Raw genomic sequence first — 23,392 nt, forward strand, 5'->3', positions numbered from 1 at the left:
ACTCCCCCGCACTTACGGGAACCGTGATGAGCATTCCTGAGAACACCGAAGTCGAGCCCGGCGTTGCTGCTGACCTGTTCGGCAACCGCATCGAGCTCGCCCGAGAGTTCACGAACGCGCTGGCGACCCACGGCGAAGAGTACGGTCTCATCGGTCCGTTGGAACTCCCCCGGCTGTGGACTCGGCATGTTCTCAACTGTGCGATCGTGGCTCCCCTGCTTCGTGAGGGAACCGTAGGAGATATCGGTAGTGGCGCTGGGCTTCCCGGTCTGATTCTGGCTATCGCCCGGCCCGAGATCCACTTCACTCTCATCGAACCGATGGAGCGTCGGGTCAAGTGGCTGAATGATCAGGTGCGTTCTCTCAAACTCGATAACGTGACCGTTCTGCGTGACCGGGCCGAAGACGTGCGGCTGGCAGAGGGCTTCGATCAGCTCACTGCTCGTGCCGTGAGTGCGTTCTCGAAACTCATCCCCATGTGCGCACCCCTTGTCGTACCCGGGGGCGAATTCATCCTGATGAAGGGCATCAACGCGGCGAAAGAGATCGATGCTGCCGAGAAGCAGATTCGACGGTTCAAGCTCCGCGATGTCAGTGTTGTCGAGCTGGGTGAAGGCGTTCTGCCAGAGACGACTCGCGTAATCAGGGCTATCGTTTCGTAGAGCCTCGAATGTTTCACGTGAAACATTCGAGTTGCGTTGTCATCCGAGTTGGCGGTTCAGTGCTGCTTCGCCCGTTGCTGTCGCTGGGCTGAACGGGGCATCGAGGAACAGAGCGAGACGAACCGGCCGTGGGCGCAGACAGCCGATGTGGGGTGCGGCGCCGCTCATTCCTCGCCGCTCATCCATGGCCACTCCCCCGGTGGCAGACAGGGGTGGCCCGCGTGCCTTGTGCGGCACAACCCTTCTCAGCGTCGCCTTGGCGGAACGCGCACACCATGCGCTCCTCCACGGAGCTGCGATGGAGATCCAGCGGGATGCCCGAGACCTCGTCGATAGTAAGACAAGCGATGTCGCCAGCACTTGCTCCAGATTGATTCCCACGCTGCGATCTCGGTGCTGTGCGTGCCCACCTTCATCATGAAGTCCGGTCGAGGTGGACATCAGCGGCCGGCTGGAAGTAGCTGCCTCGCTCGTGAATGAACGGTGGCGTGGGTGTCACGTGTCATCGACGACTCGCGATCCGCGACTTACAAAAGACGACCGGTGACCGGTGACCTGTGACCTGTGACCGGTGACCGGTGATCGAAGCGACCAGCGCTTGGTCTAGCGTGTTCGAATGTGACGTGGGTCCGCTCCACGGGTGTGGAAGCTGGTCGACTCACGCAGCCGAAACAGGTAATTGCTCTAGTTTGCGGGCGGAGCGAAAGCCAGGTTGGAGCCTCGTGGACGTACGCCAGGTCTCCTCCGCGCGGTGTTGGGAGACGATCCCGCAGCATCTGCGCTGACCGTTGGCGGGCCGCATTCCTGTGTGTGCATTGTCCTCGAATGGAGGTGTGCACACGCTCGAATCTGGCGGTCGGCAGTGTCCGTTGTGGTGCGCCGGACAGGAAAATTGGCAGCAAATGGCTGGCATGGTGATGGCGCCTACTGCGCGTGATTTCACGACGGAACAGGTCGGAAAGGGTTCGATTCAGAGTTCACGGGTGGGCGCCTGGGATGTGGGCAGCGGCGACAGGAGGCACTGAAAATCGCGGACCGCGATGTTGCCTTGTGGGCATAACTCGCAGTACACAGGGAACCTCGCGTAGGCACGGATAGAGGGTAATGAGAGAGCTTCTCTCTGGGTTATTGAGGACTGGAGAGGCTCGGAATCGACAGAAGTGGGTCCGCAGACGACGACCCCACCCGGATGAGAAGTGACTGACCTGCGCAAGATGCTTGGGAGGGTAGTAGACGCAGCGGACGTAGAAGCAGAGGCACTGGTGATTCAGCAGCGATGCAAGGCGGCTGCGACTGAGAAGCGATGCGCCGAACCTGGGGAGTAAGCCGGTGGGTTGGGTAGCGGAGACTATGCCACGGATGGGACGTGGTGACGTAGGGACGTGGGCAGGTGGTGATGAGGTGATGAGGAAACGGACGCAGGATGTGGTCGCGGAGTGAGTGGTGGCGCGGAATGCGCTCGCCCGACTGATGCACTGACGCGGTTGACGCGCAGATGGGTGGCGCAGATGGGTGGCGCAGATGGGTGGCGCAGATGGGTGGCGCAGAATGCGGTGGCGCGGGGACGCGGCGGCGCAGGGACGCGGACACGTGGACGTGGAGACGTGGAGACGTGGAGATGCGGAGATGCGGAGATGCGGAGATGCGGAGACGTGGAGATGCGGAGACGTGGATATGCGCGGGCGCAGAGATGGTGAGAAGCTGTGCTTGCCCGCTTGCCCGCTTGCCCGCTTGCCCGCTTGCCCGCTTGCCCGCTTGCCCGCTTGCCCGCTTGCCCGCTTGCCCGCTTGCCCGCTTGCCCGGTTGACACGGCTGATGCGGTGAGTGCGGTGAGCCCGGGCTTAGTCTCTGCAGCGCTCCAGCTCTGAGACGCAGACGCTGTAGGTGGGGGTGCCGAGAGCCTCGGTGGTGCGAAGATGGCGTCGACGAGTGCGGGGAATAGTGCCCTTGAATAGGCAGTGGCGGCACTTTGCGGGGCGACTGCGTGATGAGCGTCGCCTGTTCGGAGGGCGAGTTGTCCGCGCCTGAGATCCGATTGGATCGGCGCGGTGCGAATGTCGGCTCCCGCCGAGCTGCGGGCCTGTGCGGATTGCACTCGCGTGGCGTTGTCGGGACAGCATGCGGTCTTTACAGCTCGGCCGTGTCAGTCGTCATCTGATCACGGCAGTGGCCGTGCCATCAACGCGATCGCGCAGTCGAACGGGCATCGGCGATGCGTTGCGGAGAGCGTTGCAGCGAAAGCGATCCACTCGGAGATCCGTTCGTCTCCATCGAACCCTGTTTTCTGCGCGGTGTGTGCCTGGTCTCGCTCGGATGCTCATGTCCCACACGAAATTCAGGAAGGCTCGAAGATTGATTGTCGCGGAGGTGCCCACCGAAAGACGTGGCCGATGTGGCGTGGCGTCCCTCTCGCGACGAAAAGCCACCGATGCGTCGTCGCGAACTCCTCGACCCGATGGGCGGGACACTCGGAGTTCGCTCGGAGCCGCCTTCTTCCGAACGCTCATTGCCGTCCGATGTTTCACGTGAAACATTCGAGGATCTCGACAAGAGTGTCATGCGAAAAGAGGGACGGGCGCGCATACTGCACTTTGAATGATGTCGTCAAGAGCAAAGCAGGACTTTTCGTTCGCTCAAACGGATCCTAAGCGATTTTGGTGGTCTCCAGAACGGACGAAAATCGGGCAAAAATCGACCGATTTCTGTCTCAACTTAGAGTTTCCAGCGACGGCGGGTACTTTGGTCTAGGGACGATTTCGTTTCGACATGTGGTCACGTGATTGATGGTCAGTGTCTTCCATCCTCTCCCCCGGCCTCGGGTTTCTTCGGGTCGCCAACGGAACTCAGCAAGTCAGGATTTGTGGATGTCAACGGAACCAATTGGTGGAGACGCATCGTTCGATGCCTCGACACCCCTGGCTCGTGAGCTGGCCGACCTCTCGAATCGTCGTCGCAATTTCGCGAAGCGTGTTGTTCCTCTTCCGGATACGACACGAGTATTCACCGTCGCCAACCAGAAGGGTGGGGTCGGCAAGACCACGACGACAGTCAATCTTGCAGCGGCACTCGCTCGCAGCGGGGCTCGCGTTCTCGTGATCGACCTCGATCCGCAGGGCAACGCATCGACGGCCCTTGGTGTAGAACACCGGGCAGACACTCCGAGCGTGTACGACGCACTCGTTCGTGACGAACCCATGGCCGACCTCGTTCAGAAGAGTCCAGAGTTCGACACTCTCTTCTGCGTGCCAGCCACCATCGATCTCGCCGGCGCGGAGATCGAACTTGTGCCCATGGTCGCCCGCGAGCAACGCCTCCGCACGAGCGTGGACGCGTATCTGCAGGAGTCATTCGACGCCGACGCCGCGTATCACTACGTATTCATCGACTGCCCACCGTCTCTCGGCCTGCTCACCATCAACGCCTTCGTCGCGGCGCATGAAGTTCTCATTCCCATCCAGTGCGAGTACTACGCGCTCGAAGGTCTGAGTCAACTCTTGAAGAACATCCAGCTGATCGAGCGTCACCTGAATCCCACTCTTGCCGTATCGACGATTCTGCTGACGATGTACGACGGTCGCACGCGCCTGGCCTTTCAAGTGGCAGAGGATGTTCGCAGTCACTTCCCGGATCAGACCCTCGCCGCCGTCATCCCCCGCTCGGTACGAGTGTCGGAGGCCCCCAGCTATGGTCAGACCGTGATCAGCTTCGACCCCAATTCACCCGGCGCACTCTCGTATTTCGAGGCCGCAGCCGAGATCGCAGACAGAGGAGCGCCCACCGATGGCAACTAAGAAGAGAACCGGCCTCGGTCGAGGGATCGGCGCCCTCATCCCCACCAATGACTCGGTCGATTCCGATGGGCGCCCGGGAGTTCGACCGGTAGACGTGTTCTTTGCCGATCGTGGCGAGGCAGCTGTTCCGCCGCAGGCGGATCTGGTCGAGGTACCCGGGGCTCGCCTCGCCCACCTTGATCCCGCCGATATCGTTCCTAATGCGAAGCAGCCGCGCGCAGTCTTCAAAGAAGATGATCTTGCCGAGCTCGTCGTATCGATCCGTGAGATCGGCGTGCTTCAGCCTGTGGTTGTGCGCCCACTCCCCCTCGTTGCAGGCGAGAGACCCAAGTATGAACTGGTCATGGGTGAGCGGCGGCTCCGGGCAACCCGGCAGGTCGGCCTCGAGAGCATTCCGGCGATCGTCAAAGACACCGCCGATGAAAACATGCTTCGCGACGCCTTGCTTGAGAACCTCCACCGGTCCGAGCTCAATCCCCTTGAAGAGGCCTCGGCGTACCAGCAGCTTCTCAGTGACTTCGGAATCACGCAAGACGAGCTGGCAACACGGATCGGTCGATCACGACCTCAGATCACGAACACGATCCGTCTGCTTCGCCTGCCTGCCGCGGTTCAAAAGCGCGTAGCCGCCGGCGTTCTCAGCGCCGGTCACGCACGAGCGGTGCTGTCTGCAGGAGACGCCGACGCGATGACACGTCTCGCCGACAAGATCGTGAACGAAGACCTCTCTGTTCGAGCCGCAGAGGCCGCCGCGAGTGCTGCTCCGAAGCCGGCGAAAGCCAAGACCGTCGCAGGCGCCAAGCGGGGCCACCTCGACGAGATCGCCGACCGCCTGGGAGATCGTCTCGACACCCGCGTGAAGGTGAGTCTCGGTAGATCGAAGGGCCAGATCGTCATCGATTTCGCCACTATCGGCGACCTGAATCGCATCCTCGCCGAGCTGGGTGACAAGGGATTCGGCCGCCCCTGACTCCATCGTGGCCTCGCTGCCGCCAGATACAACACAACCCCGATGTTTCACGTGAAACATCGGGGTTGCGTCGTTAATAGCGGCAGGAATGTTTCACGTGAAACATTCGAGTTGCGCGTCAGATCGCGGCGTCCGAAATGGCCTTTTCGCCCAGCGCTTCGTAGACCTCGCCGAGGTTGAGCCCGGCTGCCTGGATGGCCTGGGGAACCAGGGAGGTCTCGGTGAGGCCGGGCAGCACGTTGGCCTCGAGGAACCAGACCACACCGTCATCATCGATGATGAGATCGACGCGCGAGATGTGCCGCAAGGCGAGTGTGTTGTGGATGGAGAGAGCGGTGGACTGAGCCAGCTCGGTGACTTCGGGCGACAGGCGCGCAGGAGTGAAGAAGCGGGTCTCCCCCGCGTTGTACCGAGCGTCGTATCCATAGACACCCAACCGGGGCTCGATCTCGACGGCGGGCAGCGCAAATGGACCGTCGCCCGTGTCGATGATGCCGACCGAGATCTCGGTACCCGAGACGCGACGTTCGATCAGTGCGACGTCGCCATATGTGTACGCCTCGACAACTCCCCGGCGAAGATCGTCTGTGTCGGCGACCATTGAGACGCCCTGCGCCGACCCACCCTGCGCCGGCTTCACAACGAGGTCTGTGCCGAACTGACTGGCGACGCGATCGAGAACCTGCGCCGACCCGAGCTCGCGGAACGTATCGCGCGGGAGCGTGATGGACTCGGGCGTCGAGAACCCGGCACGGGCAACGATGACCTTCGCCGTGGGCTTGTGCCAGGCGAGCCGGCTCGAGCCGGGCTGAGACCCCACGTATGTGATCTCGAGGGCATCGAGCAGCGCCCTGAGAGCGCCATCCTCACCACTCGCGCCATGGAGTGCGGGCCAGACCACGTCGGGGCGGTTGGACTCGAGGTAGGACAGCAGTGTCGCATCCGGTTCACGCAGAATCACGGTGTGTCCACGATCGAGCAGGCCATCGGCGACGCGACGACCGGAGCGGAGCGAGACGTCACGCTCGTGCGAGATGCCTCCGGCCAAAACGACAACGGTACGAGAGGTCACGGTATTCATCCCTAGTTTGTGTTGGGCGGCGGTGCTGTGTAGTTGTCGTCGCGGCGAATCGCGGTGAGTGGACCCGTCGCTGAGAACGACTCGAGCAGGTCGCGCTCGGCGTTGATGACGCTCGTGAGGCGTCTGATGCCGAGTTTGATCTGTTCGGGCGTCGGGTAGCAGAACGAGAGGCGAATGTTGTTTCGCCCCTGACCGTCTGCGAAGAAGGCTGTGCCGGGCGTGTAGGCAACCAACTCGGTGACGGCCCGCGGCAGCATCTGCTTGGAATCGAGGTAGTCGGGCAGGGTGAGCCAGACGTAGAAGCCGCCGTTGGGGTTGGTCCACGTGAGATCGGGCAGGTACTCGGTAAGCGCGGAGAGCATCGTCTCTTTGCGCTCTTTGTAGATGCCGCGGAAGGTGTCGATCTGGCCCTTCCAATCAGCAGTGTCGAGATACTGGCTGATGATCATCTGACTGAAGGAGCTCGGACTGAGCACGGCGGCCTCGTTGGCGAGGATCAGCTTCTCGCGGATGGCATGCGGTGCGAGGGCCCAGCCGACACGGAATCCGGGCGCGAGAGTCTTCGAGAACGTACCCAGGTAGATGACACCGTCGGTCTCGAGCGACCGGATGGCCGCGGGCGGCTTCTCTTCGAAGTACAGCAGGCCGTACGGGTTGTCCTCGAGAACGAGAATGCCCTCTGACCTGCAGATTTCGAGAATCTCTACTCGACGCTCCCAGCTGAGCGTCACGCCAGCGGGATTATGGAAGGTGGGGATCGTGTAGAGGAACTTGATGCGCTTGCCGGCTCGTTTGAGTCCATTGATGTGCTCCCGCAGCGCCTCGGGGATCAGGCCGTGTTCGTCCATGGGAACATGTTCGATCTCAGCCTGGTACGACTTGAAGATGACGACGGCCGTGACGTAGCTGGGACCCTCTGAGAGCACGACGTCTCCCGGGTCGAGAAACAGTTTGCTGACGAGCTCGAGCGCGTGCTGCGATCCGGTCGTGACGACGACATCGTCGACGCCGGCCTTGATGCCTTCGAGTGCCATGACGTCGAGGATCTGCTCACGCAGCGCCGGAACGCCCTGCCCCGACCCGTACTGGAGTGCAGCCGCGCCCTGATTCGACATCACCCGGTTCATGGCGTCGATGACGAGGTCTTGGGGAAGGCCCGATACGAACGGCATTCCACCGGCCAACGAGACGACCTCGGGGCGGGATGCCACGGCGAACAGTGCACGCACCTCGGATGCTGCCAGGCCTGCCGCGCGGGCGGCGTAGTTGCCGTACCACGGGTCGAGGTTGTTTCCTGTGCCACTTCGAGTGTTGTCGTTCACGCGCACTTCCTGGGTCGAGACCGAAATTCCATACTATCCAGCCCCTGGCGTGTCGAACGCCGGGCTGGGCGTATCCCAAGCCACAGGCATCCAGGTGGCCTTTAACGACGTCGGGCCCCCTGCGAGATGCAGGGGGCCCGACGAACGTACTGAAAGCTACGCGATGAAGTCCGCGAGATCCTTCTCGAGCGCGGCCTTGGGCTTGGCGCCGATGATGGTCTTGACGACCTCGCCGCCCTTGTAGACCTTGAGTGCCGGAATCGAGGTGATCATGTACTTGGCAGCGGTCTGCGGGTTGTCGTCGACGTTGAGCTTGACGACCTCGATCTTGTCACCGTGCTCGTCGGCGATCTGGTCGAGGATGGGGCCGACTGCGCGACACGGGCCGCACCACTCGGCCCAGAAGTCGACCAGGATCGGCTTGTCGGACTGGAGAACGTCTGCATCGAAGCTGGCGTCGGTGACTGCCTTGGCGTTGGACATGGTTGCTTCTTTCTGTGGGATGAAAACTAGTTGACGGGAATGAGTTCTTCGGCGGCGGCGTCAGGAGTGACGTGCGCCGCTTGGGCTAGACCCGCGAGGTAGTGCTCCGCGTCGAGAGCGGCGACCGTACCCGACGCGGCCGCGGTGACGGCCTGGCGGTAGGTGTCGTCGACGACGTCGCCGGCAGCGAAGACGCCGGTGAGGTTCGTCTTCGAGCTGCGGCCGTCGACGGCGATGGTTCCGGATGCCGTGAGCTCGAGCTGGCCGTGAACGAGGTGCACGCGCGGGTCGTTGCCGATCGCGACGAACAGGCCCTGAACCTCGAGCTCGCTCTCTTCGCCGGAGACGGTGTTGCGGAGGGTGAGCGCTTCGACCGCATTCTCGCCGGAGATTCCGACGACCTCGGAGTTCCAGACGACCTCGATCTTCTCGTTGTCGAACGCGCGCTGCTGCATGATCTTCGATGCGCGGAACGTGTCTTTGCGGTGTACGAGGTAGACCTTGTCAGCGAAGCGGGTGAGGAAGGTCGCCTCCTCCATGGCCGAGTCGCCACCGCCGATGACGGCGATGGTCTTGGTCTTGAAGAAGAAGCCGTCGCAGGTGGCACACCAAGAGACACCACGGCCGCTCAGGCGCTCTTCGTCTTCGAGGCCCAGCTTGCGGTACGCGGAACCGGTCGCGAAGATGACCGCAAGAGCCTCGTGCTCTCCGCTGTACCCCGTGCTCACCTTCTTGATGTCGCCCGTGAGGTCGACGCTCGTGACGTCGTCGAGAAGCACCTCGGTGCCGAATTTCTCTGCCTGCTCCTGGAGCTTGCCCATGAGCTCGGGGCCCTGGATGCCCTCCGGGAAGCCGGGGAAGTTCTCGACGTCGGTGGTCTTCATCAATTCGCCGCCGGCCTCGACACTCGAGGCGATCAGAAGCGGGTTGAGCCCCGCCCGGGCAGCGTAGATGGCCGCGGTGTATCCGGCAGGACCGGATCCGATGATGATGATGTCGCGCACGTGCGTGTCAGCTCCTTGGAAAGGGTGTCGCGAGACGGCCTGGTGAGGCCCTCACTTGACGGGTACAACCCATCCTATTCCGCGGATATTCCGCCGTCGGGGGACAGCGGAGAGCTGGCCGCAAACTAGGAGGTACGGCGCAGACGCGCGAGCAACGGGGTGAGGGCATCGTTCAACTCGGGTGAACGCAGCAGCCGAAGTGTTGCGAGATAGGCGATCGACATCACCACGAGGATGGTGGTCATCGACGTGAGAGCACCGACGAAGCTGCTGGTGGCGAATGCGCCCTTGTGACCGAAGTCGAATGCCACGGCGAGAACGACACCGAGGATGGCGGCCGGCACCAGTGCGACGAAGTCTCGCCCGAGGCTGCGCGCCACGGTGCCGCCCCCCACCCCTCCGAGCCTGCGACGGATGATGATGGCGGCCAGGATCGCCTGAAGGATGCCCGCGCCCGAGAGGCTCAGCGCGACGCCCACACCGGTGTACTCCTTGGGCACGAAGGCGAGCACAGCGAGGGCCGCGATCGAGAAGATGACGGACTGGAACAGTGTGATGAAGAAGGGAGTGCGGGTGTCGCCGAGCGCGAAGAATGCGCGGAACACCACAAACAGGATGCTGAAGGCCGGCAGCCCGATCAGGAAGGCGATGAGCACATCCCCCATGGCGACCGTCGCCGAGAATGAGAAGTCTTGGCTCAGTAGGGCGCTGAATGGGTAGGCGGTCACCATCAAAACCATGGTGGCGAGCACCATCAGCACCGAGATGACGCGGATGGATGACGACAGATCGCTGCGGACCTTGGCGAGATCCCCTGTGGCAGCGTGCTCGCTCATGCGCGTGAAGTAGGCGGTCGCGATCGACACGGCCACAATCGAGTGCGGGAGCATAAAGATGAGCCAGGCCAGCGACAGCACCGTCGTCGACGCGGCATCACCGGATGCCGAGGCGACCACCCTGGTCTCTACGATGCCAGCGAGCTGCGTCACCACGAGCATGCCGAAGGTCCACCCTGCGAGCTTTCCCGCGGTGCCGAGTCCCACACCGCGCCAGCGGAAGTCCGGCTTGTAGCGCAGCCCCACCCGTTTCCAGAAGAAGAAGAGCACAAGGGCCTGCACGGCCACGCCCAGAGTCGCCGTGCCGGCGAGCAGCGCCACCTTGTCTGCTGTCCACCAGTCGAGATCGGTCACTTTGTTGGCGCTCGGGCTGAAGACCACATTGAACGCAACCAGGCCGAGGATGGCGACGACGTTGTTGAGCACCGGCGTCCACGTGAACGGGCCGAAGGAGTTGCGAGCATTGAGCACCTCGCTCAGCACCGAATAGATGCCATAGAAGAAGATCTGAGGCAGGCACCAATAGGCGAAGGCTGTGGCCAGAGCGAACTGACCGCTCGAAGACAGATCGGCCGTCACAGTGATCAGCACCGGCGCGAGCACCGTGGCGAGCACCGTGGCAATGCCGAGAACAACGAACGCCACGGTGACGAGTTTGTTGATGTAGCCGGCGCCACCATCTTTGTGTAGTGCTGCCCGCACGATCTGGGGAACCAGAATCGCGTTCAGCATTCCACCGGCGACGATTACGAAGATCGTGTTCGGCAGCTGATTGGCGATGCTGAACGCGTCGGTGCCCAGTCCGATCGTTCCGATGGTCTGCGCCAGCACAAACGCCTTGACGAACCCCAGGATGCGGGACACCGTCGTTCCCGAGGCCAGTATCGCGCTCGCCCGGCCCAGATTCGGTCCGGGCTTGGTCGGAGTGTCAGTCACGCTGCTCCTCGGTGGTCTCTGCGGTGTCGCCGTCTTGCAGGGCGGTTCGGCCGTGTCGGCGCTTCAAGAACAGGCGGATGGCGGCGAAGACGAGCAACAATGCCACGATGCCGCCGACCAGCCATGAGCCGGCTACCTCGAAGTCGGCGGCGACATTCACCGGCACGATGGTGGGCTCGGTGGAGATGGGCACGCCGGTGGGGGTCACCAGGTCGATCCGCACGCTCGTGTCGCCGTTGGTGACCCGGGTCATGGGAACCTTGGCCTGCTTGCTGGAGGCGGCCTCAACGGTGATGGTGATCTCGTTCTGCACGACGAGGCGAAAGTTGCTGGGTGCGAGCCGCAAGGTGACAGTGACGGGATACGGAAGGGTGTTCTCCACGAGGACAGGCAGAGGCCCGGTGTTTCCGTAGAGGCCGATGGGAGATCCGGGAACGATCTTCACCGAGGACAGTGTGGACGCCGAAGTGGCGGCCTGATCCTGCACGGCCACGTTCCAGCCGCCCGAGTTCGACGCCCACGAGTTGGCCAGAAGAGACAGGATGTTGGCCCGGTTCTCGCCGAGCAGGTTTTTCGGATCGGCGATGATGCTCGAGAACGCCGCGACCTGGTTCTCGGATGCGAGCATCGCCGCGACGGGGCCCGTTCGTTCGGCGGGCTCGGGTTGGTCGACGACCGCGGCCTCTGTCGTGGGCGCCTGAGCAGCGAATCCATCGAACGAGGTGGTCGAAGACCAGGTGAGTGAGTCCAGCGACGTCAACGCGTCGGCCAGTGCCGTTCCGTCGGCGGGAGCGGCCCGGTCGAGAGTGGCCAGGATGGTGGGCGGCGTTCCGCCGTCTTCGCTCGCGACGACCGCGAGAGAAGACGCGAGGTCGGAGAGCGATCGTTGCCTGTCTGTCGCCGTGAGGGCGCCAGCTGCGTCGCGGAGTGCCCGAGAGACCGTGTCGTCCGAGACCAGCACCGTGCTGTCGCCAGAGCGCACGACACCTGCGGCGGGCTCCCCCGATGCCAGGCTGACATTCGACGACGACAGGATCGATGTCGTGAGTCCATTGCCGGCGAAGTAGGGAACGTCATTGGGTGCAACCGTATTGTCGCGAGGCCACGCTATGGAGGTGCCGGTGTAGTTCCACGCGAGCAGAGCGCTCGTGTCGGGGACCGCATTCGGGGTCGGACTCGGAGTGGGCGCCGGCGAATTCGTGGCGTCGTCGCCCTTGTCGACCGATGCCGTGCCAGCGACGGGGGCGGGGCTGGCGGTAGGCAAGGCGGATCCCGTGAAGTTCGCCGGGTCGAGGGCATAGTCGAACGAGGTGGGAGCGAGGATCTGCGGCGCGCCTGCCTGGCTCATCGCGGCCACGTCGGCATCGGCATAGCTGAGGGGGTATATGGGGTTCGATGCACCCTTGAGGCGGTCGAGCCAATCGGTGGCGCTCGACGGCGCGGCAGATCCGAGTGCGCGGATGGACACGATGATGCGCGGGTCGATCAAAATGCCGACGGGGCGGCCGATCACCGAGTCGAGCTCACGGGTGAGCAGTCCGTTGTCGGCCGTGATGGTGGCGAGCGTCGCCTCGGGGATCAGCCCTGTCTGCCCGGGTTGAGTGGTGATGGGAATGGCGACGGCGACCTGCGTGCGGTCGGGCGCGTCTTGGCCGTTGTAGACGATCGACGAGTGGGTGACCGATTCGGTTCCGTCGGCACGCTCGACGGTTCCGGTGATGCCACGAACGCCCCACGCGGTGAGCGTCACGTCGGCGGCCGGGATGACGGCCTGCACGATGTGCTCCTCGCCGGGCTGCAGGGCGGGAACGGCCACGGTGGTGATGATGGCATCGGAGTCGACCGTGGACTCACTGGTAGGCGGGGTGAGCCATTCGGCCAGTTCGGCTCGGGTCGAGATGACTTCGCGATCGAGGGCCACCTGCAAGGTGGACGCGTCGATCGTCGCGGAACCGGTGTTTGTGACCGCTGCCGAGATCGTGACGTCGGCGCCGGGCTGCGCCACTCCCCCGTTCGCCGGCGCGAGAACCAGCTGCACCGGCTCACCGGCAGCGTTGGCGGGCGCCGCGACCGGCGTGATTCCGAGCATCGACGAGGCCACCACTCCGAGGCCCAGAAGGGCGGGGAGGGCGCGCGGGCGTCGGGAGGAAGGCGGTTTCATAGATGCTCTCGTCGAAGACGCATGAGATGCGGCCTCGCGTAGATTCTAGGTTGCGCAGCCTGAAAGCATGGGAGGCCGCTCTGCCAGCTGCCTCTTCGTGCGCCTCGGTAAACTGTCGGCATGCAGCGAACGGTTCACGAATCCATGGTTCGACTGCGCGCTCTCAGCGAGTCGTCGCCCGTCGCGCCGCTCGCGGCGGCGTTCAGCAAGGCGGGCTTCGAGTTGGCCCTGGTCGGCGGCCCCGTTCGTGACGCGTTCCTCGGCAGAGACGCGAAAGATCTCGACTTCACATCGAACGCGACCCCAGACGAGATTCTGGCTGTGCTGTCGACTCTCACGAAGAGCACCTGGGACATCGGGCGCGATTTCGGCACGATCGGCGCACTGATCGACGGCGAACAGGTCGAGATCACCACCTACCGCTCCGACAGCTACGATCAGCAGACCCGCAAGCCCGTCGTCGCCTTCGGCGACAGCCTCGAGGTCGATCTCTCGCGTCGCGACTTCACCGTAAACGCGCTCGCACTCCGGTTGCCCGAACTCGTTCTGGTCGACCCGTCGGGCGGCGTCGAAGACCTGTTGGCCGGCATCCTGCGCACGCCTTCGACGCCGGCCATCTCGTTCGGCGACGATCCGCTGCGCATGCTGCGCGCCATCCGGTTCTCGGCCCAGCTCGGGTTCGACATCGACGCCGAGACGCTGGATGCTCTGGCCACCATGGGTGGGTCGCTCAAGATCATCTCGGCCGAGCGCATCCGGGACGAGTTCTCGAAGCTGCTGCTGACACCGACGCCGCGCCGGGGCGTCGAGTTGCTGGTCGAGACGGGGCTCGCCGAGCTCGTCATGCCGGAGATTCCCGCCCTGCGGCTGGAACGCGACGAACACCACCACCACAAGGACGTCTACCAGCACAGCCTCACCGTGCTCGATCAGGCGATCGAGCTCGAGGAGTCGCGAGACTCGTTCGAGGGCCCCGATCTCGTGCTGCGGCTCGCCGCCTTGATGCACGACATCGGAAAGCCGGCGACGAAGCGCCTGGAGCCCGGAGGCGTGGTGACCTTCTATCACCACGACGTCGTCGGATCGAAGATCGCCAAGAAGAGGCTGCGTGAACTGCGCTTCGACAACGACACGATCCACGATGTGGCGCGCCTGATCGAGTTGCACCTGCGCTTTTTCGGCTATACGGAAGGCGCCTGGACGGACTCGGCCGTGCGCCGTTATGTGCGAGATGCAGGTCCCCTGCTCGAGCGTCTGCACATTCTGACGCGGGCCGATGTGACCACGCGCAACACGCGCAAGGCGCACATGTTGTCGTTTGCATACGACGACCTCGAGACGCGTGTCGCCGAGCTGGCGGAGCTCGAGGAGATGCAGGCCGTGCGGCCCGATCTCGACGGCGAGCAGATCATGGCGATCCTCGGCATCCGTCCGGGACGCGATGTGGGCGAGGCCTACAGGTTTTTGCTCGAGATGCGTCTCGACGACGGGCCCCTCGGCGAAGAAGAGGCCACCCGTCGCCTGCTCGAATGGTGGGCTGCCCGCCAAGAAAGTTAGGGTACCCTTAATTCTCTACCCCTCCCCCGAGTCGAGACGAGTACCGCGAGCATGGCGAAGAGCAACGAGGCAGCCCGCAGGATCAAGCCTCAGGCTTCCGAACTGCTGACGCTGCATGTGATCCGCCGCCAGGTGATAACGCCGAACATGGCCAGGGTCACGCTCGGAGCGGGCGACATCGCCAAGTTCGTGCCCATGGGGTTCGATCAGTGGTTCCGACTCTTCATTCCGATCGCCGACGAAGAGACGCTGTCGCGACTGCCGCAGAAGCTCAATACGCTCTCGTACGCCAAGTACCTGACGATCTCGAAGACTCGACGACCGGTGCTGCGCAATTACACGGTGCGTGCGTATAGAGAGGTCGGCGCCGACGGCCCAGAGCTCGACGTCGACTTCGTGCTGCACGGTGACGCTGCAGCGGGAACGGCAGGGCCCGCCGCGAGCTGGGCCGCCCGGTGCGAACCCGGAGACGCGGTGGCGATCCTCGACGAAGGCATCGGATTCGTCCAGCCCGCCGAGACCGACAGCGTGCTGTTGGTTGCCGACGAGACAGGCCTGCCCGCCGTCGCCGGCGTTCTGACGTCTCTGCCAGCCGACACCGTCGGGATCGCTCTGATCGAGGTTCCGACGGCCGATGACATCCAAGATCTGGCGGGCCCGCCCAAGGTCGACGTGCGGTTCGTCGTGCGACCGGATGCGCAGGAGACGCCGGGCCGTGCGGTCCTCGCGGCGGCCGAGGCCCTCCCGCCGCTCGGTGAGCGCTGCTTCGCTTGGACGGTGGGCGAATCGGCGCTCGTCGCCGGCGCGCGCCGGTACTGGATCGCGACCGGGGTGCCCAAGGAGAACATCATGTTCTGCGGGTACTGGAAGGCTTCTCACCACTGATCAAGCGCTTCTGCTAAGCTTCCAAGGTTGTCCGTTACCAGTGGGAATCTCCCACGCGGTGGCGGGCCGATGCAGATACACCCTCCTGTCACAGACCGTCTGTGACCGAACTAGTCCGAAGGAGGTGGGTTTGTGACGCATCAGTACGAACTCATGGTGATCCTCGATCCTGAAATCGATGAGCGCACCGTGGCCCCCAGTCTCGACAAATTCCTCAACGTCATCCGCAAGGATGGCGGCACCGTCGACAGCGTCGACATCTGGGGACGCCGTCGCCTGGCCTACGAGATCAACAAGAAGACCGAAGGCATCTACGCGGTGGTCAACCTGACCGCCAGCGCAGACTCGACCAAGGAGCTCGACCGCCAGCTGAAGCTGTCGGAGGCCGTCATGCGCACCAAGGTGCTGCGTGCCGAGGAGGCCATCGCCATGGTCGCCACCGCCGACAAGCTCGCTGCCGAGAAGGCTGCCCGCAAGGCCGCCAACCCGAAGGCCGCTGCTGCGCCCGCCGAGGCTTCCGCCGCTGCTCCTGCTGCCGCCAAGGCCGCTCCGAGCGCCGCGTCGAAGGTCGCTGCTGCCGCTAAGGCTCCCGCCGCGCCCAAGGCTGCTGCTCCCAAGGCTTCCGCCGAGGCAGCTGCCGACGACGAGTCCGCCAAGTAGTCGATCATGGCTGGCGAAACCGTAATCACCGTGGTGGGCAACCTCACCAGCGATCCTGAACTGCGTTACACGCAGGGCGGGCTGGCGGTTGCCAACTTCACCATCGCATCCACGCCGCGCACGTTCGATCGTGCCGCGAACGACTGGAAAGATGGCGAGGCCCTCTTCCTGCGCGCGAGCGTTTGGCGTGAATTCGCCGAGCACGTTGCTGGATCGCTGACCAAGGGAAGCCGCGTCGTCGCGACCGGCCGCCTGCGCCAGCGCTCCTACGAGACGAAAGAGGGCGAGAAGCGCACCTCGATCGAGCTCGAGATCGACGAGATCGGCCCCAGCCTGCGCTATGCCACCGCGAGTGTCACCCGGGCAGCCGGGGGCGCACGCCAGGGCGGCGGCCAGGTCGGTGGACCGAGCGGTGGAAACGACGAGCCGTGGGCCGCTTCGGCGCCCGCGCAGCCGGCTGCCGGAGCTGGAGCCGACGTGTGGAACACGCCGGGCAACTTCAGCGACGACACCCCCTTCTAACAACTTCGTTCTTCATAGAACTCATCTGAAAGCAGATAAAAATGGCTGGAAAGTCAAGCGGCGACCGCCGCAAGCCGCTGCGCGGTGCCAAGGGCGCCAAGAACGCAGCTCCCGCGAAGTCCATTCGCGTCGGCGTCATCGACTACAAAGATGTCGCAACTCTCCGCAAGTTCATCTCCGAGCGTGGAAAGATCCGCGCTCGCCGCATCACGGGAGTCTCCGTCCAGGAGCAGCGCCTCATCGCCCGTGCCGTCAAGAACGCCCGCGAAATGGCTCTTCTGCCTTACGCCGGCTCGGGCAGGTAAGGAACCGACATGTCAAAACTCATTCTCACGCACGAGGTCTCCGGCCTCGGTTCAGCGGGTGACGTGGTCGAGGTCAAGAACGGCTTCGCTCGCAACTACCTGATCCCCCAGGGTTTCGCGGTCACGTGGAGCCGTGGTGGCGAGAAGCAGGTCGAGCAGATCAAGGCCGCTCGCGTTTCGCGCGAGCACGCCACGATCGAAGAGGCCCAGCACCTCAAGCAGGTTCTCGAGGCTGCAACTGTCAAGCTGACCGTCAAGGCCGGCGAAGGTGGACGCCTGTTCGGCTCGGTCAAGACCTCCGACATCGCTGACGCCGTTGCGGCTCAGGGTCTCGGTTCGCTCGACAAGAAGAAGATCGAGATCAGCCAGGCCATCAAGCTCACCGGAACCCACGAGGCCACGGTCAAGCTGCGCGATGACCTGGTCGCGACGATCACGTTGAACGTGGTCGCTGCCAAGTAGCACCTCAGCAGCACCGCGCTCGCTCGAGCGCACAACGAATGGCGGTGGATGATTCCACCGCCATTCGTCGTTTCACCACCTGTGCGAGAAGCCGGGGCCAGACCCACTTCGGGGGTAAGAATGGCTCGTTTTTATGCACAGGACAAATGTCAAATCGAAACTCTCAAGCTCTGCTAGAAGGATGTATCTATCCACGGCTGTGGAAACCCGGTTATCCCTGGTCAAGGCATGTTTTGCTCAGTGAATTCATCTGACTTTCCACAGTAGTTTCCACAGATTTCCCCCAGACCTTCCGGCGTTTCTCCCCAACTGTCCACATGGTTATCCACAGGCCCTGTTGGGGATGTCGGATGGTGCGGGTACAACTGTCACAGAACGATCCTGCGCGTGAGCGCAGACGAAGGAGGACCCGTGTCGATAGCCCATCTCGGACTGTCTGGCCCGAACGACGGTCAGCGCGGCGGAAACGCCGCAGGCGGTGCGGGCGAATGGCGGGCAGACTCGCGCGGCGATCGCACACCTCCCCACGATCTACTTGCCGAGCAGAGCGCGCTCGGCGGAATGCTGCTCAGCAAAGACGCGGTCGCCGACGTCGTCGAGGTCGTGCGTGGGGCCGACTTCTACATTCCCAAACACGAGATCATCTTCGACGCCGTGCTCACGCTCTATTCGCACGGTGAGCCCACCGATGTGATCGCCGTCACCGACGAGCTCACCAAGATCGGCGAGCTCAGTCGCGCCGGCGGCGCCGAATATCTGCACACGCTCACCGGCCTCGTTCCCACCGCTGCGAACGCGGGCTACTACGCCAACATCGTCTCTGAGAAGGCCGTACTGCGTCGTCTCGTCGAGGCCGGCACGCGCATCGTGCAGATGGGCTACGCCAGCGAGGGCGAAGTCATGGATCTGGTGAACAACGCCCAGGCCGAGATCTACGCTGTCAACGGCAACGTCGAGACCGAAGACTATGTGCCGCTCACGATCGCCCTCACCGCCGCCACCGACGAGATCGAGGCCGCCGCGGGCAAAGACGGTCAGATGACCGGTGTTCCGTCGGGGTTCACCGATCTCGACAACCTCACCAACGGGTTCCACCCGGGTCAGCTCATCATCGTCGCCGCGCGACCCGCGCTCGGTAAGTCGACTCTCGCGCTCGACTTCTGTCGCGCCGCGTCTATCAAGCACGACATGCCGGCCATCTTCTTCTCGCTCGAAATGGGCCGCGCCGAGATCGCCATGCGTCTGTTGTCGGCCGAGGCGTCCGTGCCCCTGCAGATCATGCGTAAGGGCCAGGTCAACGGTCAAGACTGGACCAAGATCGCTTCGACCCGGTCGACCATCAACGACGCGCCGTTCTACATCGACGACAGCCCCAACATGACGCTCGTCGAGATCCGTGCCAAGTGCCGCCGCCTCAAGCAGAAGGTCGGCCTCAAGCTCGTGGTCATCGACTACCTGCAGCTCATGACCAGCGGCAAGAAGGTCGAGAGCCGCCAGCAAGAGGTCTCCGAGTTCTCGCGTGCTCTCAAGCTCATGGCGAAGGAGCTCCAGGTTCCCGTCATCGCTCTGTCACAGCTCAACCGTGGCCCCGAGCAGCGCGCCGACAAGAAGCCCGCGATCAGCGACCTCCGCGAGTCGGGATCGCTCGAGCAAGACGCCGACATGGTGATCCTGCTGCACCGCGAGGGCGCCTACGAGAAAGACAACCCGCGTGCGGGCGAGGCCGACTTCATCGTCGCCAAGCACCGCAACGGGCCCACCGCCACCATCACGGCGAGCTTCCTCGGTCACTTCTCACGCTTCGCGGACATGCCGCAGGCGTAGCTGCTCTTGTGCTCGCTGCTCGTACCGCTCAGGCGCGGGTCGTCATGCGCGGGTTGTCATGCGCAGTTCCAGGGCGGCATCGACCTGCTGTGCATGCAGCGTCACCTGTGTATCGGTCAGCTCTCTGAGGTTCGCCACGTGGGTTCCTCCGCAGGGGATGCTCACGGGGTGGCCGTCGAGCGTCGTCGTCCAGTAGCGGCGGTCGGTGAGGCGGTCGCCGTCTCGCTGAATGGAGGCCGCCGCGCCCGAGGCGGCCCACGCCGACAGGCGCGCATCCACGCCTCTCGCGACCTCGCCGAGATCGTCGACGAGCCGTGCCGGCGCGAAGCCCTTCTTTCGCAGCGACTTGCCCACGCGGTAGACGTCGACGGAGCCGCGCTCTTCGATGCGTGACGTCTCGATCGCCAGGGCGTCGAAGTTCGGGTGCTCGAGAGCGTCGAGCGACGCGTCCTTGCTCCATGACCCCGCGAGTTCTGCGTTGAGCGCCAGCGAGGCCAGGTGGCAGGCCGTATGGCCGACCGAGAGTGCGTGCCGGTAGTGGGCGTCGACCGCGATGGATGCCTCGGAGCCCTCGAGGAGGCCCGCTGCGGTTGCGAGGGCGTCGTCGACGATGTGCGCTGTCACGAATGCCCAGCCCTCTGTTCCCTTGCGAACCGGAACGTCGCCGCCGAGGTGAAGGGATTCGCCATCGGTCGAGCCGACGACGCAGTCGAGAATATCGAGCTCTACCCCGTTCACGGTGAGTACGGCGCGGTCGGCGGGCTGATCAGGCCACGCCGAGTCGACGGGATGACAGGCCGAGACGTCGAGCAGAACCGCGCGGCGACCGGCGTCGAGCGCTTCGGAGTGAAGAACGGTGCCGGTCGACGCGAGGTCTCCCGCCGGGTAGGTGACGATCGTGTCGGCGGTGGGAAGTGTCATGCGTGGAGGTTAGCTTGCCAGGGCAGAGAGTTCGTCGAACTCGGCATCGCTGAGCTGCACTTCAGCGCCCGCGATGTTCTGCTCGAGGTGATCGACCGACGAGGTGCCCGGAATCGGCAGGAGCACGGGCGACCGCTTGAGCAGCCAGGCGAGCGCAAGCTGAGAGGGCGTCGCCTCGTGCTTCGCGGCGATCTCGTCGAGCACCCCGCCCGCCTTCGCAAGCTTGCCCGTCGCCAGTGGGAACCACGGGATGAACGCGATGTTCTGCTCGGCGGCGTAGTCGAGCAGTTCTTCCGACTGGCGGTTGGCGAGGTTGTAGAGATTCTGCACCGAGGCGATGGTCGCGAACTCGGTGGCGGCCTTCAGCTGCTCGACGGAGATCTCACTCAGGCCGATGTGACGGATCTTGCCCTCCTGCTGCAGCAGCGCAAGCTCGCCGACCTGGTCGGCCAGCGGAACCTGGCTGTCGATGCGGTGCAGCTGAAAGAGGTCGATGCGATCGACGCCCAGGATGCGCAGGCTCATCTCGGCCTGCTGGCGCAGGTACTCCGGGCGGCCGACCGGGCGCCAGTCGGCAGGTCCCGAGCGGGTGAGCCCGGCTTTCGTCGCGATGACGAGGTCGTCGGCGTACGGGCGAAGAGCTTTGGCGATCAGGGGTTCGGCGACGGCCGGGCCGTATGAATCCGCTGTGTCGATGAAGTTCACTCCCAGTTCGACTGCGCGGCGCAGAACGCGCACGGCCTCATCCGGATCGGCGGGCCAACCCCACACCCCGGGGCCGGTCAATTGCATCGTGCCGTAGCCGAGACGGGTGACGGGCAGGTCTCCGCCCAGATCGAAGGTTCCGGATGCCCTGGCGGGAAGCGTTGTCGTTGTCATTGCGTCAACGCTACGCCCGTGCCGGATCACGAGGGTAGCCGCGGCCGACATGTTCGCCCCACGCGCAAATCGACGGATGTGAGACGAAAAAAGGAGGCGGTTTCGACGACGGGGGCACACACTGGAGGGGACTTTCTTATGCACGGCTCAATCGATCGAACAAGGAGTTCACCGTGACCGCAGTAGAAGTTGCAACAGTCTCGTACACCGTCTCGGCCGACTACTTCGCGGAGGTCGGCGCAGATTTCAACAGCGAAGCCGTCGACGATGCGGTGCTCGCCGAGCTGAACCGCATCGTTCCGAAGGGCGTCGTGGTGCACCGCAATGGCAAGGCGTATGCGGAGCCGGAGGTGGCCGCCGCCGCGCGTGAGATCGACTGGGACGCTCTGCTCGAACGCATCGACGTCGATCAGATCATGGCGACGCACGGGCGCTGAATCGGCCCCGGCTCCACCTAGGGGTGCACGCCGATCGCTCGGTGAACGGATGCGACGGCGCTCGCGCCCTCGCCCACCGCGGCGGCCACCCTCTTCATCGACCCGTGCCGCACATCTCCAGCGGCGAACAAGGCGGGAACACTGGTTTCGAACGGCAGGGGAACGCGGCCCAGCGCGGAGAAGGTCTCGCCGAGTGCCGCGTCATCGAGATGCGAGTCGGTGAGCAGGAATCCGTTCTCATCGGACGCCACACCCGTGAGCCATTCGGTGGCGGGCGTCGCACCGATGAAGCAGAACAGCCCGGCGCTCGACTGCTCGGAGCTTGTGCCCGTCGCACGATTCGTGAGGGTGATCGTCTCGAGCGACTCGTCGCCGCCCAGTGCGGTCACCTCAGTGGATGTGTGCACGGTGACGCGTGGGTCGACCAGAAGGCGGTCGACCAGGTAGCTCGACATCTCTTTTCTGATGTCGGTGCCACGGATCACGAGGCAGACATCGCTTCCTCTGCCGGCGAGAAAGAGCGTCGCCTGGCCGGCGGAGTTCGCTCCCCCGACCACGGTGACCGGCTTGCCGGCGACCGCACGTGCCTCGAGCTCTGTGGCCGCGTAGTAGATGCCCGCGCCCTCGAAGTGAGACCAGCGAGGCAGCGAAAGCGCCCTGTACTGAGCGCCCGTGGCGATGACGACCGCCCGGGAGTTGATCTCGGTTCCGTCTTCGAGAACGACGCGAAGGCGCTCGCAGTGCGGGTCGAGGGCGGTGACCGTGCACGGACTGTAGATGCGCGCTCCGAATTTCAGCGCCTGAACCGAGGCGAGTCCGGTGAGTTCCGAACCGCTCAATCCGTTGGGAAACCCCAGGTAGTTCTCGATTCGGGAACTCGCGGCGGCCTGCCCACCCGGCCCCGTCGCATCCAGAAGCACCGTCTCGAGACCCTCTGACGCGCCGTAGACGGCCGCGGCGAGCCCTGCCGGACCGGCGCCGATCACGGTCAGATCGACCTGTTGGCCCGAGGGTCGCGAGTAGGAGAGGCCGATCCGTTCGGCGAGGTGGCCTGGCGTTGCTCGCGTGAGCACGTCGGAACCGAGAAGTATGACCGGCAGCTCGGATGCGGTGACACCGGCGGACTCCATCAGCGCGATCCCAGCGGTGCCATCCGCGTCGAACCAGTGGTGTGCGAGCTCGAGGCGGGCCGCATAGGTGCGGAGGGCGAGAGACGCCGACGAGAGTGGGCTTCCGATGATCTCGATGCTGCGCGATGCTGTTCCTCGAAGCATGGTGCGACGCGCCTGGAACGCTCGGAGCAGGATGCTCGACAACTCCGGATCCTCCGACATGACGCGGCGGAAATTGTCGGGTGAGATGCGGTGGACCCTTCCGGGGGAGGTGACGCGCGCCGTGAGAAAGACGGTCTGCCCTGTGAGCAGGTTCAGCTCTCCCAGAAACCTGCCCGCGCCGTGCTGCGCCACGATCTCCTCCGCAGAGTCGCGCGTCGCCTCGCGCACGATGTCGATCGTGCCGCTGTCGATGAGCACGAGGTCGTAGCTGCGGTCGCCGACGCGGAAGAGCGTGTCGCCCGAAGCGACCTCGACAGGCTCGCCGAACGCGCGAAGCCGGGTGAGCTGGGCCTCGGTGAGTACAGGGTTGGATGCGCTGGGCTCGGTCGTCACAGGCCAACCGTAATGCGGCCCCGGTCC

General features: G+C 64.2%; 19 protein-coding genes and 1 pseudogene. 11 read left to right on the plus strand and 9 right to left on the minus strand.

The annotated features are described in order from the left end of the window. Positions 1–32: 32 nt before the first annotated feature. From rsmG to B9Y86_RS16460, 3 genes are all read left to right on the plus strand, one after another. A complete protein-coding gene (gene rsmG / locus B9Y86_RS16450; protein ID WP_176223409.1) occupies positions 33–662 on the plus strand; it encodes a 16S rRNA (guanine(527)-N(7))-methyltransferase RsmG in 630 nt (209 codons plus the stop codon). A 2,864-nt stretch (positions 663–3,526) separates the two neighbouring features. Next, on the plus strand, positions 3,527–4,453 hold the full coding sequence (locus tag B9Y86_RS16455) for a ParA family protein (RefSeq protein ID WP_085488109.1): 927 nt from the start codon (positions 3,527–3,529) through the stop codon (positions 4,451–4,453). After that, positions 4,443–5,423 carry a ParB/RepB/Spo0J family partition protein gene (locus B9Y86_RS16460; protein WP_085488111.1) on the plus strand — a complete coding sequence of 327 codons (981 nt, stop codon included), beginning with the start codon at positions 4,443–4,445 and terminating at the stop codon, positions 5,421–5,423. Before B9Y86_RS16455 ends, B9Y86_RS16460 begins: the two co-directional genes overlap by 11 nt. 118 nt (positions 5,424–5,541) lie before the next feature. Here B9Y86_RS16460 and B9Y86_RS16465 read toward each other — a convergent pair whose 3' ends face one another. The 6 genes from B9Y86_RS16465 to B9Y86_RS16490 all read right to left on the minus strand — a co-directional run bounded on the left by B9Y86_RS16465 (position 5,542) and on the right by B9Y86_RS16490 (position 13,246). After that, positions 5,542–6,504 carry a D-alanine--D-alanine ligase family protein gene (locus B9Y86_RS16465; RefSeq protein WP_085488113.1) on the minus strand — a complete coding sequence of 321 codons (963 nt, stop codon included), beginning with the start codon at positions 6,502–6,504 and terminating at the stop codon, positions 5,542–5,544. Positions 6,505–6,506: 2 nt separating this feature from the next. After that, the gene (locus B9Y86_RS16470; protein ID WP_085488181.1) at positions 6,507–7,826 is read right to left on the minus strand and encodes an aminotransferase-like domain-containing protein; all 1,320 of its coding nucleotides are present in this window, start codon (positions 7,824–7,826) and stop codon (positions 6,507–6,509) included. Positions 7,827–7,982: 156 nt separating this feature from the next. Beyond that, positions 7,983–8,309 carry a thioredoxin gene (gene trxA / locus B9Y86_RS16475; RefSeq protein ID WP_085488115.1) on the minus strand — a complete coding sequence of 109 codons (327 nt, stop codon included), beginning with the start codon at positions 8,307–8,309 and terminating at the stop codon, positions 7,983–7,985. Between the two features lie 26 nt (positions 8,310–8,335). Beyond that, the gene (gene trxB, locus B9Y86_RS16480) at positions 8,336–9,313 is read right to left on the minus strand and encodes a thioredoxin-disulfide reductase (protein WP_085488117.1); all 978 of its coding nucleotides are present in this window, start codon (positions 9,311–9,313) and stop codon (positions 8,336–8,338) included. A gap of 125 nt (positions 9,314–9,438) precedes the next feature. Continuing rightward, positions 9,439–11,085: a murein biosynthesis integral membrane protein MurJ gene (gene murJ, locus B9Y86_RS16485; RefSeq protein WP_085488119.1), complete on the minus strand. Its 1,647-nt coding sequence runs from the start codon at positions 11,083–11,085 to the stop codon at positions 9,439–9,441. Further along, the gene (locus tag B9Y86_RS16490; protein WP_085488121.1) at positions 11,078–13,246 is read right to left on the minus strand and encodes a DUF6049 family protein; all 2,169 of its coding nucleotides are present in this window, start codon (positions 13,244–13,246) and stop codon (positions 11,078–11,080) included. The genes murJ and B9Y86_RS16490 overlap by 8 nt, the downstream gene beginning before the upstream one ends. 120 nt (positions 13,247–13,366) lie before the next feature. Here B9Y86_RS16490 and B9Y86_RS16495 point away from each other — a divergent pair, with 120 nt between their 5' ends. The 7 genes and pseudogenes from B9Y86_RS16495 to dnaB all read left to right on the plus strand — a co-directional run bounded on the left by B9Y86_RS16495 (position 13,367) and on the right by dnaB (position 19,461). Continuing rightward, entirely contained in the window at positions 13,367–14,803 is a 1,437-nt protein-coding gene (locus B9Y86_RS16495; RefSeq protein ID WP_085488123.1) for a CCA tRNA nucleotidyltransferase, read from the plus strand. A 51-nt stretch (positions 14,804–14,854) separates the two neighbouring features. Next, positions 14,855–15,688, plus strand: coding sequence for a siderophore-interacting protein (locus B9Y86_RS16500; protein WP_085488125.1), 834 nt, complete (start codon positions 14,855–14,857; stop codon positions 15,686–15,688). A gap of 153 nt (positions 15,689–15,841) precedes the next feature. Then, positions 15,842–16,192: pseudogene (gene rpsF / locus B9Y86_RS16505) on the plus strand (30S ribosomal protein S6); the annotation flags it as partial. Between the two features lie 162 nt (positions 16,193–16,354). Next, a complete protein-coding gene (locus tag B9Y86_RS16510) occupies positions 16,355–16,870 on the plus strand; it encodes a single-stranded DNA-binding protein (protein ID WP_044440970.1) in 516 nt (171 codons plus the stop codon). A gap of 41 nt (positions 16,871–16,911) precedes the next feature. After that, positions 16,912–17,175, plus strand: coding sequence for a 30S ribosomal protein S18 (gene rpsR, locus B9Y86_RS16515; protein ID WP_022895757.1), 264 nt, complete (start codon positions 16,912–16,914; stop codon positions 17,173–17,175). A 9-nt stretch (positions 17,176–17,184) separates the two neighbouring features. Continuing rightward, positions 17,185–17,637 carry a 50S ribosomal protein L9 gene (rplI, locus tag B9Y86_RS16520; protein WP_085488129.1) on the plus strand — a complete coding sequence of 151 codons (453 nt, stop codon included), beginning with the start codon at positions 17,185–17,187 and terminating at the stop codon, positions 17,635–17,637. 411 nt (positions 17,638–18,048) lie between these two features. Further along, positions 18,049–19,461, plus strand: a complete 1,413-nt coding sequence (gene dnaB, locus B9Y86_RS16525) for a replicative DNA helicase (protein ID WP_085488183.1) — start codon at positions 18,049–18,051, stop codon at positions 19,459–19,461. A 42-nt stretch (positions 19,462–19,503) separates the two neighbouring features. Here dnaB and B9Y86_RS16530 read toward each other — a convergent pair whose 3' ends face one another. After that, positions 19,504–20,382 (minus strand): alanyl-tRNA editing protein, encoded by an 879-nt coding sequence (locus tag B9Y86_RS16530; RefSeq protein ID WP_085488131.1) that lies wholly within the window; start codon positions 20,380–20,382, stop codon positions 19,504–19,506. A 9-nt stretch (positions 20,383–20,391) separates the two neighbouring features. Then, entirely contained in the window at positions 20,392–21,261 is an 870-nt protein-coding gene (locus tag B9Y86_RS16535) for an aldo/keto reductase (protein ID WP_085488133.1), read from the minus strand. Positions 21,262–21,434: 173 nt separating this feature from the next. Here B9Y86_RS16535 and B9Y86_RS16540 point away from each other — a divergent pair, with 173 nt between their 5' ends. Next, entirely contained in the window at positions 21,435–21,698 is a 264-nt protein-coding gene (locus B9Y86_RS16540; RefSeq protein ID WP_085488135.1) for a hypothetical protein, read from the plus strand. A gap of 17 nt (positions 21,699–21,715) precedes the next feature. On the opposite strand, the gene B9Y86_RS16545 is transcribed toward B9Y86_RS16540, so the two are convergent. Beyond that, positions 21,716–23,365: an FAD-dependent oxidoreductase gene (locus B9Y86_RS16545; RefSeq protein ID WP_244894813.1), complete on the minus strand. Its 1,650-nt coding sequence runs from the start codon at positions 23,363–23,365 to the stop codon at positions 21,716–21,718. Positions 23,366–23,392: the final 27 nt, after the last annotated feature.

Source organism: Agreia pratensis, assembly GCF_900177685.1.
In the GTDB taxonomy this organism is placed as follows: Bacteria; Actinomycetota; Actinomycetes; order Actinomycetales; family Microbacteriaceae; genus Agreia; species Agreia pratensis.

Bases quoted from the DNA above. Each gene is read 5' to 3' on its own strand.
- B9Y86_RS16510 (WP_044440970.1), top strand. From the start codon at position 16,355: ATGGCTGGCGAAACCGTAATCACCGTGGTGGGCAACCTCACCAGCGAT.
- B9Y86_RS16465 (WP_085488113.1), bottom strand. From the start codon at position 6,504: ATGAATACCGTGACCTCTCGTACCGTTGTCGTTTTGGCCGGAGGCATC.
- B9Y86_RS16460 (WP_085488111.1), top strand. From the start codon at position 4,443: ATGGCAACTAAGAAGAGAACCGGCCTCGGTCGAGGGATCGGCGCCCTC.
- B9Y86_RS16455 (WP_085488109.1), top strand. From the start codon at position 3,527: ATGTCAACGGAACCAATTGGTGGAGACGCATCGTTCGATGCCTCGACA.
- B9Y86_RS16530 (WP_085488131.1), bottom strand. From the start codon at position 20,382: ATGACACTTCCCACCGCCGACACGATCGTCACCTACCCGGCGGGAGAC.
- B9Y86_RS16535 (WP_085488133.1), bottom strand. From the start codon at position 21,261: ATGACAACGACAACGCTTCCCGCCAGGGCATCCGGAACCTTCGATCTG.
- B9Y86_RS16490 (WP_085488121.1), bottom strand. From the start codon at position 13,246: ATGAAACCGCCTTCCTCCCGACGCCCGCGCGCCCTCCCCGCCCTTCTG.
- rplI (WP_085488129.1), top strand. From the start codon at position 17,185: ATGTCAAAACTCATTCTCACGCACGAGGTCTCCGGCCTCGGTTCAGCG.
- trxA (WP_085488115.1), bottom strand. From the start codon at position 8,309: ATGTCCAACGCCAAGGCAGTCACCGACGCCAGCTTCGATGCAGACGTT.
- B9Y86_RS16495 (WP_085488123.1), top strand. From the start codon at position 13,367: ATGCAGCGAACGGTTCACGAATCCATGGTTCGACTGCGCGCTCTCAGC.
- rpsR (WP_022895757.1), top strand. From the start codon at position 16,912: ATGGCTGGAAAGTCAAGCGGCGACCGCCGCAAGCCGCTGCGCGGTGCC.
- B9Y86_RS16500 (WP_085488125.1), top strand. From the start codon at position 14,855: ATGGCGAAGAGCAACGAGGCAGCCCGCAGGATCAAGCCTCAGGCTTCC.